This window comes from Cellulomonas biazotea (assembly GCF_004306155.1).
Lineage (GTDB): Bacteria > Actinomycetota > Actinomycetes > Actinomycetales > Cellulomonadaceae > Cellulomonas > Cellulomonas biazotea.
The window spans coordinates 1-1199 of the sequence record NZ_BIMR01000255.1; the positions used below are offsets into that span (position 1 = coordinate 1).

Annotated in this window: 1 protein-coding gene and 1 pseudogene; both read right to left on the bottom strand. The window is 69.0% G+C overall.

Annotated elements, in window-relative coordinates:
* A pseudogene (locus CBZ_RS15610) lies at nt 1-234 on the bottom strand (alpha-L-arabinofuranosidase); the annotation flags it as partial.
* Nucleotides 235-286: 52 nt separating this feature from the next.
* Nucleotides 287-1199: carbohydrate ABC transporter permease (locus CBZ_RS15615; RefSeq protein ID WP_373862188.1), on the bottom strand; the 913-nt coding region annotated here is incomplete at its 5' end.

Genomic DNA, 1199 nt, shown 5'->3' on the forward strand with positions numbered 1-1199 from the left:
GCGGTACCCCGACACGAAGTTGCCGCCGGGGTACCGCACGACGGAGACGCCCATCTCGCGGACCAGGTCGAGGACGTCGGTCCGGAACCCGCGCGCGTCGGCGGCCGGGTGGCCGGGCTCGTAGATGCCCGTGTAGACGCACCGGCCCATGTGCTCGACGAACGAGCCGAAGATCCGGCGGGGCACCTCCCCGGCCGTGAAGTCGCGGTCGAGGACGAGTCGTGCCTGGGTCATGAGACTCCTTCGGTCGAACAGGTGGAACAGGTGGAACAGGTGGTACGGGCCGTCACTGGCCGCCGAAGCCGGTGGTCGAGAAGCCCTTGATGATCTGCCGCTGGAAGAACAGGAAGACGACGATCAGCGGCAGGGCGGCGAGCACGGCGGACGCCATGGTCTGGGCGTACTGCAGGCCGTACGCGGACTTCACGGTCTGGAGGCCGACCGGCAGCGTCATGAGGGACGCGTCGCTCGTGATGATGAACGGCCACAGGAAGTTGTTCCACGCGCCGATGAACACGATGATCGACACGGCCGCCATGATCGGCCGCGACAGCGGCAGCACGACGGACCAGAAGACGCGCAGCCGGCCGGCACCGTCGATGCGGGCGGCGTCCTCGAGCTCGACGGGGACCTGCTCGAAGAACTTCTTGAGGATGAACACCATGGCCGGGTGCACGACCTGCGGCAGGATGATCGCCCAGTACGTGTCGACGAGGTTGAGCGTGAGCATCTCGTAGAACAGCGGCACGATCAGCACGGGCGGCGGCACGATGATCGACGCGATGATCAGCCAGAACAGCCACTTGCGGCCCCGGAAGTCGATGCGGGCGAGGGCGTAGGCCGCGAGCGACGACACGGCCAGCGTCACGACGGTGATGGCGACGGCGGTGAGCAGGCTGTTCCACGTCCAGAGCGGGATGTTCCCTTCGCGCAGGACGTTCGTGTAGGCGTCGAGCGTGAACCCGTCGGGCGGGAACCAGGACACGGGCGTCGCGGCGGCGGACGTCTCGGACTTGAACGACGTGACGACGGCCCACAGGAACGGCACCAGCCAGAAGACCGCCATGACGACGAGCGCGAGGATCGCGACGATGCGGCTCGGGCTCGCGAACCGCTCGCCGACGCGCAGGCCCGCGGCGGCCGCGAACCGGCCCTGGGGACGGCGGGATCGGCCGAGGACCCGGGCGGACCCGGCGGCG